Below are 11,110 nucleotides of genomic sequence, written 5' to 3'. Positions count from 1 at the left end.
TACCAAATGTTAAGTTATCAACAGTTACTCGCTCAGCACAATATTGTGCAGAGTATGTCGAGGAAAGGCAATTGTTTAGATAATGCCGCGATGGAGAGTTTCTTTGGTCGGATGAAAGTAGAATGTTTTTATGGCAAAACTTTCGAAAGCATTGAAGAACTTGAATCCGTTATCAAAGAATATGTTCGTTATTACAATGAGGAAAGAATACAATTAAGATTAAATGGACTGAGTCCTGTTCAATACAGAATTCAGTCCTTAAAATAACAGTCTAACTTTTCGGGGTCAGATCAGAACATCGCACGGCGTTTTCATAACAACGATAAAAACAGCTTGAAAAACGCACCGCACTTTTCAGGCAGCCTGAATAAACAATGGGATAGCTAAAGCAAACAATGGCTAATTGCTAAACCCATTGCCGATTTAATGATGCATCATCGCCGTGAATTAGCGTAATGCCATCTGAAAAAGTGCGGTGGAAAATCACCGCACTTTTACCCATCATAACAAAAAGAAATTTTAAGGAGTATCTATTCGGCTCTATTTCGCTAGCCTCATCTTAACCTTTGGCGGCTTGATTTTGGCGTTGAGGTGTCATTAAATATCGCAATAAAGGCTTTTGCTGAAATGGTGAATAGTGCAAATGCTTGATGGCAAAGATGGGGGAAGTGAGTGATTTTTTGTATGCTTAGAAAAAGCCTGATTCACGACAAATCAATCCGCAAACAGGCTTCATAGCATAAGATGGTGTGGTGTTAGGAAAAAGGGAAACTAGTTTACCTGCTCTTCCTCTTTAGCTATTTTATCCCTTAACCTATCATATATTTCTGAAAACTGGTTGAGTTTTTTCTCATTCACTAAAAATTTAATCAATCCCAGCATAAATTCAATTCCTCCAGCCTTAAGAAATTTGATACTAGAGTAAACCTCCTTATTCAGATCCTCATTAATCCACTTATTTAAAAATGTTAAAAAATTCTCTTTAATTTCACAACCATTTTGTAAAAAATCCAATTCTCTAAATATTTCTTCATATAATTCTTCTTTATCGTTGATCTTTTGCCAATGATTTATTCTTAATTCATTAAAATAGTCAATAAAAATACTTTTAATTTTATCATTTGATATTTGATATACAGGCAGTAAAATATTTTGGATATAAAAACGTTGAGCCCTCTTATCATTTTTAAAATTTTGCCTAAGTAAAAAAATAACTTTTTCAACTAAATCTATATTTGAATAAGCAATATTCATTATCACTGAATAATTATATAAATATGATAAATCATGATTTATTTTTTCATAAAGAGGAGATTTAAACTTACCTAAAACGAACCCTTCTAATACCGCATCAATTAGTTTTAAAAAATTTCCATTATTCGTTTTGTATAATTTATATTGCAGAAGAATAAAATGATTTATAGAGCTGATAGTCTTATAAGGAATATTTGCTTTTAATAAACTATTTTTTATTTCATAGATAAACTTATTTAGCTCTTCCTTGTCCCAATTGACTAAACCCAAAATCAATATAAGATTACAATAAGAGTCAGATATAATATTTGAATAAAATGAATCGCTATACTTTATAAATAATTCAGATAAGTTCTTAAAAACCGTTTTAATATACTCTTTTTCATTTTCGCCAAATTGTAATAAGTTTTCTCCATTGCCTTCTTTTTCAGGCTCTCTCACAAAATAGATAACATTTTCTAGCAAGATCGACAAAATATCTTTAAATTTAAAATATTTAATCATAATAAATAGATCGTATATAGAAAATTTAAAAACCTCATTTACTTTCGAAATCTCAATCTTGCCAGTAACATATGAAACCATTAATTGTTTAAATTCAGAATAAAGGTCTAAAACCACATTATTTTCCGCACAAAAGCGTAATAATTGAATTAAACGATCATTCGATCTTTGCTCACTATTACTATAATGTAACCCACCATTTTTTCTATTTTTTTCGGCTTCCAAAAAAGTTTTATTATCTATTGTAGAATCATAATGAAATCTATATATTGACTTAAAGTTCAATAGGTCTATAAGAGGTTGAAAATGTTTTTTACTTTTATATGGGTATTTATTGTTTATTAATTCATTATCAAAGTTATACCGAGCATCCTTTCCAAATTGATCTCTTAAATCCTTTGTAATATCCTTATCATTACTTAATTGATAAGCAAAAACAGATTTATTAAATTTAGAAATCATTGCTAATAAATATTGCTTTCTTGCAAGATATTGCGTTACCTCATCGGATAAATTTTTAAATATTAATAATTTTTCTTCTTCAGACTTATTATGAAATGTAAGTAAATCCAAATGAACCTTTGGCATTTTGCTTGAAAAAGAAATGAATTTTGAAAAGTTATTTTCTTCACCATTAAAGACGGTATCAATAATCTCAGATTTAAAATACTCTATTATATTAAATATAGAATCACTGTTTTTAATAAATACTACACCAGCAGAAAGAAATAAAGAAAAAATATTATCTAATTTATCTTTAAATATTTTAATCTTATTTTCATCATAAATGATTTCAAAAAATTTAGCATAAACACTTCTAATATTATGATTATAATCTATAGTTAATAGTTTACTATGAAACTCTAAACCAAAACAATTGTGATGATATTCGATTGTACAATTTGAAAAAAAATTTGTAATTTGTTCTGGTAATAATGTATTCAACTCACGCAAACCAATTAATTTATTATAGAAATAAGCCACAACATCGGCATCAGGAATCTTTTCTCCATAAAAAAATGATTCTTCGTTTAGGGTGTTTTCTATGGAATAAAAAAATTCTTCATATAATTTCTTGAATTCTATATTATCAGATATTATCTCATCAGATGTTACCTCTAAATATTTTATGCCATGGTTTTGTAGATAATTTTTTTCTGAAGATTCTATGTTTTTATTCAATATAAATCTAGGCGGAGATATTTTCGAATTTTTCTCAATCCACTTTATTATTTGTTTTAAATCAATATCACTATATGAATAGCCCAGAAAAACAACTGTTGTTGTGGATAGAATATGCTTTAAAAAATTATCAAATAAAGGATTTTTTACGCTATAATTCAAGTAATCATCTTCTTTGAAAATAATATTATGAGATTCAAAGTCACCATGAACTTTAATTAATTTATTAGGGAGTGTTGATTTAATTAAATCACTTTCTGTTTTTACAATATCATAAATTAAGCCATTTTCTACAATAGTTTTTTCTAATAAATTATCCCAATTTGTGGTGATAATATATTTAGGTTGCAAGACTTGAAATACTTTAATATGAAAATCAGATGGTTTGGCATCTAATGGAATAAACGATCTTAATTTTTGGTAAAGTTTAAACTCACCAAATTCAATAAAATATAACTGTGCTATTTTAAGATAATCTGTTTCCTTTGTATTCAGTTCACTTTTTAATGTTTCAATTAATTCTCCCCAAGAGGGAAATCTAATTGTATTTGTTTCAGAAAATTTTGAAAAGCCAGCACCGATAAAGACTGTTAAACTATCATTCTCTTGAGCCATTGCAATTGAATCAATATCTGCTTGTATAAATTTCATTTCCAAACTAATCCTCTAAAAATTAAGAGTGATGATCTTATATAAAGACATCACAACTGCCCCGAAACGCTGCGGAAATTCGCCAATGCCGCTTCGATATTTTCAATGATTTCATCGGCTAAAATATCGGGTTCAGGCAAATTGTCTAAATCGGTGAGCGAGTGATCTTTCAGCCAAAAAATATCCAAGCTGGTTTTTTCTCTGCTTTTAACTTCATCAATGCTGAATTTACGCCAACGTCCATTAGGATTATTTTCCGCGTGGTAGGTTTCCGCACGCTTTGAACGGTCTTCAGGGCAATAGCAGTCGATAAAGTCTTGTAAATCTGCTAATTGCATCGGCTTTTTCTTTAAGGTGTGATGCACATTGGTGCGGTAGTCATACACCCAAATTTCTTGGGTAACATCGCCATCTTGTGCGGGGCGGTTATCAAAAAATAATACATTGGCTTTCACGCCGTTGGCGTAAAAAATCCCCGTTGGCAAGCGTAAAATGGTGTGCAAGTCGGTCATCTGCAATAATTTTTTCCGTACAGTTTCGCCTGCTCCGCCTTCAAACAACACATTATCAGGCACAACCACTGCCGCCCGTCCGTTGTTTTTCAGCATAGTGTAAATATGCTGTAGGAAATTCACTTGTTTGTTTGAGGTGGTTGCCCAAAAGTCCTGGCGGTTATATACGAAATCTTCGCTTTCGGCTTCGCCATCAGCATTGGTGATGGTCATACTGCTTTTTTTGCCAAAGGGAGGATTGGCTAAAACTAAATCGACTTTATGTTTGCTGGGTGCGACCAAAGAATCATCGGCACTAATCGGGCTTTTTCCATCCATTTCCCCAATGCCGTGCAAAAATAAATTCATTAAACATAAACGGCGTGTATTGGCGACAATTTCATTACCAAAAAATGTGCCGTTTTTTAACCGCACTTTTTGTTCGGCATTTAAATTGGCGTGTTTTTCTAAATAGCCGTATGCTGCCAGCAAAAAACCGCCTGTGCCACAAGCAGGATCGGCAATCACTGTATCGGCTTGTGGGCGGACGCATTGCACTATGGCTTCAATCAAGGCACGAGGTGTGAAGTATTGCCCCGCACCTGATTTGGTGTCTTCGGCGTTTTTTTCCAAAATGCCCTCGTAAATATCGCCTTTAACATCTACGCCCAAACGTGTCCATTTGGTTTCATCAATCATCGCCACCAAGCGGGATAATTTAGCAGGATCTTGGATTTTGTTTTGTGCTTTGGTAAAAATTTGCCCCAGCAAGCCTTTTCTCTGACCTAAATCACGCAATAGGGCTAGATAATGGCTTTCTAGATCTGCCCCTGTGCGATCGGTGAGGCTTTTCCAGCTGTATTCAACGGGAATGCCCACATCGCGATTATGGGGTGGCTGGCTGTATTCAAATGCCATTTTTAAGAAAATCAGATAAGTAATCTGTTCTAAATAATCGCCATAGCTTACGCCATCATCACGGAGCATATGGCAAAAGCTCCAAACTTTTTGAACAATGGCGTTTGAGGTTTGTGTTGTATTAGATACAGTCATTATGTTCTCTTAAATTTTAAATATGCTGTGGTTTAGATAAACAATAGTCAAACAAATTCTATTACATAAGTCATTGATATTTTATAAAAACAAGATTCAAGCTTTCTGACAAAATCACCTTCTGGTTAAGCAACGGTTAAACCCATCACTGCCTTTCATTGACTCCTTGAACTTGACTTCATGGATCCAATAGGCTTATACTAGTACCCAATAACTCCCCCTGCTTTGCCAACCTAAGTGGTTGGATCCACAAGGTTGGGGGCTTTCTTTTTTTAAGGTTTTTTCCATAAATTCCAATCATTTAGGTCAACCGTAACCCCCATTTGTTGCAAGCTAATAGCTTGGTTTTCAACGGTTGGAAAAGTTTGTAACAAGGCTAAGAATCGTTCTCCCCACGTTGAATTAGGGCAGATGACATCTAGCATTCTTTTCATCAAGCAAAAATAAAGAAACGGCTGAGTAGCATGCAACTGTTTCCATTGTACTTCATGCAATCCTTTTATATTTGCCTTAAAAATAATAGCTTTATTCCACAGACGGCTGTGATGTGCTGACACATTACGGATAAAGTTAAAAGCATGCAAATGCGTTTGTAAATGTTTTCCATTTTTAAGGTGGTAAATTTTGGCAACACGATCTTTGTCTTTTTCCAACATACCTTTGTATAACATTGACAAAGTACCGAAGTCCCAAATTTCACCCGCAGCCCATATAGGCAAATGACCGTAATGCTGCAAATGGTGCTTCACAAAGCTACTTTCACTTTCTCGATGAATCAAATTTTGATATTTATCCAACCATTTTTGATGATCAAAACTCGGATCAAAAAACTGTGCTTTTTGGTATGCCAAAGGATCGCACTGTCCCAACGTATAAGCTAGATTGACTCTCAATGCGATTTCTATACGTTCTAACGCATCCAGTGCAAGTTGCCTTAATTTTTTATCAAAGATATAAAGTTGCTTCACATCTTCAAAACGACTATTAGGGATAAAATCATCAAGACGACTTTTAGGATTGTTTGGATCAAATTGACGAAAAGAATATAAATAACCACTCAGCCGATAATAGCCAATCGTTTTTAAATAGCCCAACGCTTTCTTTTCATTTTCAATGACCAAGCCTCTATTTTTTAGAATTTCTAGTTGCTCTTGGAAACTTTTCCAGATTTTTTGTTGCTTCATTCCGATGGCTCCAGTAGCTTACCTGAAAACGCCGCTTTTAATACCGCTTGTTTGAGCAATTCGGCTTGTTTAAGCTGGGTGGCAAGTTCGGTGGCTAAGTGATCGCAGGCGGTGAGTTTGCTTTCTAAAATGGCAACAATTTGGGTTTGTTCGGCAAGTGAGCAAAATACAAATGGATAATGTATTAATTTTTGACCGTTGATATTAGATTGATTAACACCATCTGTTTTTACAAAGTTACCATAATTTTTAGCAATGATTGAATTTAAAAAATAGGTTAAATACCTCCCATCAACAATATCCGTTAAATGATTTATTCTAATGAGATAGCCTGCAAAAATTGCTTTTTCATCTGTTTCAATAATTGATGTTTTCCCTACCAATTCAGGACTATTTGTTCGATTGAATAAAACATCTCCTTTTTTTAATAGATATTGTTTAATTTCCTCATCGTTATTAGAATAAACAAGGTCTGTCCAATCAATTTTTCCGTTTTGCATATTCCCCATTCTTAAGACAGGAACTTTACCTTCAGGTTGAGATTTGGCAGATGTCCCATATTCAATGCCCAAAGTTATTAATCCTAATCGCTCCCAAAACCAAGTATCGGGTAATTTAGTTAATTCAATTTCATTTAATTTTGCAATCGGTTCAAGTTTTTTTAAAGCTGATGGCTTACTCGGTTTTTTGCCCTGTTTGCCGTTTTCTTCCCAATTTTTTACCGCACTTTGCCAATCGGCAAGCTGTTGGGCGTAGTGCTGTTCACGTGCGGTTTGAATTTGTTCGAGTAATTCCGCAGCAGAGGGCAAGCTTTCGGCGTGTTCGGTTCGCCATTGTTTAGTCAGTTCGCCGTTAAAAGCGTTTTTCAGCAAAGCTTGGCGATATTGTTTAAGCTGTTGCTCTGCGGTTTTCAGGCAGCCTATGCCTGCGTCAATATCAGCAAATAGGGTTTCGATTTTATTGACGATGGCTTGTTGGGTGGCAAGTGGGGGGATTGGGATTTCAATATGTGCTATTTCGTGCTTAGCAAATCCATTTTGAGCCGATCGAGAAATCATTGTTAAAGGAACTTGGAAGATTTGTGTTTGCAACAAATAATAAACAAATCGTTTCAATAATACACTTTCATCAAAAATAGTTTTTGCTAGAGCAACATTATATGCTCCAGCTAAGCCAGTAACGATACGCCCTAATGATGCCCCATATCTAGCAATTAAAACATCATCTTCATCACAAAATTTAGTTACACGATTTTTAGGTACAAAAGTTGGAACACCATTTTCACCAAAATCACGAATTTGCAGTAATTGAATATAATTTTCTTTAGGCTCATAGATAAATTCTGATTTAGGTGGTTGACTTCCACCTTGAATATCAATTACATCACCAAATTTCTTTATTTCCCACCCTTTCGGCACTGGCATTGTCTCACTTGTCATCGTCTTACCCTAAAATTAAACTCGTACCAAATTCATCATCGGTTCAAAAGAATACAAAGCCGATTTTCTGCCTGCACTTTCTTCTTTTAACATCAAAATGCCTTTATCGTGCAAGGTGCGGACAAAGCGATTGGCAGAAGCTGGAGAAATCTCGGTTTTTTCGCTTAATTGGTTGCCACGAAATACAGGATAAGTAAACACAAAATCCAGCACCGTCATCGCCCATTTTGAGGATAGTGTTTCGCTAAAAATGGGTTTCATCTTTTCGTATAAATCGCTGATATTTTGGGCAATGGTTAAATTGTAATGTGCTTGATTGGCAATCGCCTGCAAAAAAAATTCACACCACGCCACCCAGTCGCCATTTTCAGATACTTGTCGCATTAAGGCTAAATATTCTTCTTTATGTTCTTCAAAATAACCGCTGATATAAAAATGCGGTTCGCTAATTGCCCCTGCTCGCCATAACATTAAGGTAATCAGCATTCGCCCAATGCGTCCGTTACCGTCTTGGAATGGGTGCAAGGCTTCAAATTCCAAATGTGTTATGGCAGTTTTGGGCAAAATCGGCGTTGGATTGTGATTGATGTATTCAAACAGATTATCTAAACCTTGCTCCAATTTTTCAGGGCTAATAGGCACAAATAAAATGGTTTTCTTGTTGCGGTCGGCGAGGTAGTTTTGTTCATTTTTAAACTGCCCTGGGGATTTGGTGGCACCACGCCCCGAAGAAAGCAATTGTTGGTGTAAGGTTTTGATGAGTGATTTACTTAAAGGGTAGNCCTCTTTCATCGCACGTTGGGCATTTTTTAAGGCGCGTTGATAAAGCACGGTTTCGATGATGTCGGAACGTACTTCGCTGGGCATTTCATTTTCGGCAAAATCCGCCTCATACTGCAAAATCTCATCCAGTGTACTGATCGTTCCTTCCATTCGCGATGAAATAATGGCTTCTTGATTGCGTAAGGGAGCAAGCAAAATCTCACTGTTGTGCAGATTTTTGAGCATTTGGTCATAACGGGCCAGTGCATCGGTAGCACTGAGCAGGCTTGCCATTAAGCGGTTGTAGTCTAAGGTTTGGGGCGGAAATCGGTCATAGTGATAATCCACCGCTTTTGAAAAGTCCAGCGTGTTCAGCATTTTGTTACTCAAAAATAGGTGAAAATGATTAACGAAGCACATTATCACTTATTTATGCGTAACAAGCAAGGTTGTCAATCATATTTTGATTATTTTGATGAACAAAAAACCTTGTCCATCACAGATGAACAGCAAATTTGCTTGCCACTCATTTTTTTTCTTTTTTGATTATCAAAATAATTAGGCGATCCATTGTTGGTTAATCTCATTGAGCAGGGCGTAAAAATCTTGGTCGTTGGCAGCGATTTCACTTAATACATCATAGGCTTGCCCGAAGCCCCCTTGCTGGTTAAAGGGCGTTAATTCAAAGTCGTTTTCTGCGATGGCAAAGGAGGTGATGAGATGATCCCGTATCATCGTCAGCCACGCCATTTGTTCTTCGGTAAGTGGTTTGCCAGCTCGGCGGTTGTGTTCAAATGTCCATTTTTGGAAGTTTTTGCGTACGGTTTTGGCAAATGGGGTGATGATGTCATCAATGCCCACCACACGGCGAATCAGGCTGACTAAGGCGGTGAGTTCGTTTTCGGGCTGGTCGCTCACTTTGTCCAAGCGGGCATAGGCTTGCCAAATATGGCTAAAGGCAAGGCTTGGTTTAGCTTTTTTTACCGCACTTGCCAGCTCTTTAATCATCGCAAGGCTCAAGGCTTGGCGTTGATAAGGCTGGTTGTAAAAAATTTGCAAGGCGGTGATTTCGTCTTTGTGTTCGGCAATCCAGTCGGCAAAATGCTGGGTAAGGGTTTGGTCATCGTTCGCCCAACCAACGTGGGTGATTTCATCGAGTTCGGGGTCGATTTTTTGTTCGTTTTGCTTGCGGATTTCATCTAATGTGGTGATGAGTTCCATTGAAAGCGGTTGGGTGGCGGTTTTTACCCGTTGTTTTTGTATTTGTAAAATGGTTTGTTCAGACGGCATTTCCTCAAGGGAAATGCTTTCTTGTTCGCAGGCTGCCTGATGAATTTCATCGGCATTGATGGCGTGAAAGAGGTCTTTCACCAGTTGCGATAATGGCACGCCGTTTGTGATTTTGCTGATCTGTTGCTGTTGTTCTTCGTCAAGTTGTTTATTGATTCGAGCAAGGCGTGCGGCAAGTGAGCTAATGCTATCGCTGTCAAAAACGCCGCCAAAAACTACCGCTCTTCCTAAATCAGCAAAACTCACCGTGCGTTTGGTGTCGAGTGGTTGGCTGGCGGTTTTCAGCGATTTGGTTACACCAATGGCATCAACAATCACATAATGGGTTTTGGCAGAGGGGGCGGAGGGGCTAACTTTTTGCAAACCCTCTTTGTCCAGCGTGCGTGTGCCTCGTCCTTTCATTTGCTCAAAATAATTGCGGCTTTTCACATCTCGCATAAACAGTAAACATTCTAACGGGCGAACGTCTGTACCAGTGGCGATCATATCGACAGTAACGGCAATGCGTGGGTGATAGCTGTTGCGAAAATTGGCTAGCACGGTTTTCGGTTCTTCGCCTTGTTCGATAATGTTGCCTTGTTCGTCTAAGGTATCCTCTTTGGCGCGATAGGTGATTTTTTTGCAAAATTCATTGCCTTGCCCAAATTCTTCCCGCACCATTTTGATGATGTCATCCGCATGGCTGTCGTTTTTGGCGAAAATCAAGGTTTTTGGCACTTCTTGACGGTTGGGAAACATCACGGGCAGATGGTCGCGAAAAGTGCGGATAATGGTGCGGATTTGGCTGGGATTGACAATATCCCGATCCAGTTGTTTGGCACTATAAGCCTCATCGCTGTCTTGCTGTTGCCAGCGTTTGCGGCGTGTGGTGCGTTCACGGTGTTCCACCAATTCTTCTGCTTTGAATTTGCCGCCTTCGGTGCTGATTTTGGTATTAATCAAATACACTTCATTACCCACGTTGACACCATCGGCAACGGCTTGCTCGTGGCTGTATTCACTCACCACATTTTGATTGAAAAAGCCAAAGGTTCGGTTTGATCTGCACCCCAAAAGTTGGACTTATTATCCAACAACATACAAAGGTGCAGATTTTTTATGACTAAATATAACCAAACATTTAAACAACAAGTGGTAGATTTCTACTTTCAACACGAGGAAAACCTTTCTTTAACCTGTCGTACATTTACCGTGTCTAAACGCACATTAAGGCGTTGGATTGCCCAATATCAACATTCAGGTATAAAGGGCTTAGCCGTGCTGCATACCAAACGAACCTACACCCCAGAGTTTAAATATC

At 36.9% G+C, this 11,110-nt stretch carries 8 protein-coding genes; 2 read left to right on the top strand and 6 right to left on the bottom strand.

Annotated elements, in window-relative coordinates:
* The coding region (locus A3EO_RS0110915) for an IS3 family transposase (protein WP_018347176.1) at positions 1-267 on the top strand (267 nt) is incomplete at its 5' end.
* 504 nt (positions 268-771) lie between these two features.
* Here A3EO_RS0110915 and A3EO_RS12940 read toward each other — a convergent pair.
* The 6 genes from A3EO_RS12940 to A3EO_RS12935 form a co-directional block, all read right to left on the bottom strand.
* Positions 772-3,591 (bottom strand): SIR2 family protein, encoded by a 2,820-nt coding sequence (locus A3EO_RS12940; RefSeq protein ID WP_018347175.1) that lies wholly within the window; start codon positions 3,589-3,591, stop codon positions 772-774.
* A gap of 50 nt (positions 3,592-3,641) precedes the next feature.
* A complete protein-coding gene (locus A3EO_RS0110905) occupies positions 3,642-5,135 on the bottom strand; it encodes a class I SAM-dependent DNA methyltransferase (protein ID WP_018347174.1) in 1,494 nt (497 codons plus the stop codon).
* A gap of 272 nt (positions 5,136-5,407) precedes the next feature.
* On the bottom strand, positions 5,408-6,319 hold the full coding sequence (locus A3EO_RS0110900) for an Abi family protein (RefSeq protein ID WP_018347173.1): 912 nt from the start codon (positions 6,317-6,319) through the stop codon (positions 5,408-5,410).
* Positions 6,316-7,743 carry a restriction endonuclease subunit S gene (locus A3EO_RS0110895; protein WP_211206180.1) on the bottom strand — a complete coding sequence of 476 codons (1,428 nt, stop codon included), beginning with the start codon at positions 7,741-7,743 and terminating at the stop codon, positions 6,316-6,318. The genes A3EO_RS0110900 and A3EO_RS0110895 overlap by 4 nt, the downstream gene beginning before the upstream one ends.
* A 30-nt stretch (positions 7,744-7,773) precedes the next feature.
* A complete protein-coding gene (locus A3EO_RS0110890; RefSeq protein WP_457911899.1) occupies positions 7,774-8,814 on the bottom strand; it encodes a Fic family protein in 1,041 nt (346 codons plus the stop codon).
* A 264-nt stretch (positions 8,815-9,078) separates the two neighbouring features.
* Entirely contained in the window at positions 9,079-10,815 is a 1,737-nt protein-coding gene (locus A3EO_RS12935) for a type I restriction-modification enzyme R subunit C-terminal domain-containing protein (RefSeq protein ID WP_233432290.1), read from the bottom strand.
* Between the two features lie 93 nt (positions 10,816-10,908).
* Here A3EO_RS12935 and A3EO_RS0110875 point away from each other — a divergent pair.
* The coding region (locus A3EO_RS0110875; RefSeq protein ID WP_018347168.1) for a helix-turn-helix domain-containing protein at positions 10,909-11,110 on the top strand (202 nt) is incomplete at its 3' end.

Origin of the sequence: Gallibacterium anatis DSM 16844 = F 149, assembly GCF_000379785.1 — a bacterium.
Taxonomy (GTDB): Bacteria; Pseudomonadota; Gammaproteobacteria; order Enterobacterales; family Pasteurellaceae; genus Gallibacterium; species Gallibacterium anatis.
Note: the sequence above shows the minus strand (reverse complement) of the source record. Positions and strands in the feature narration are given on the sequence as shown.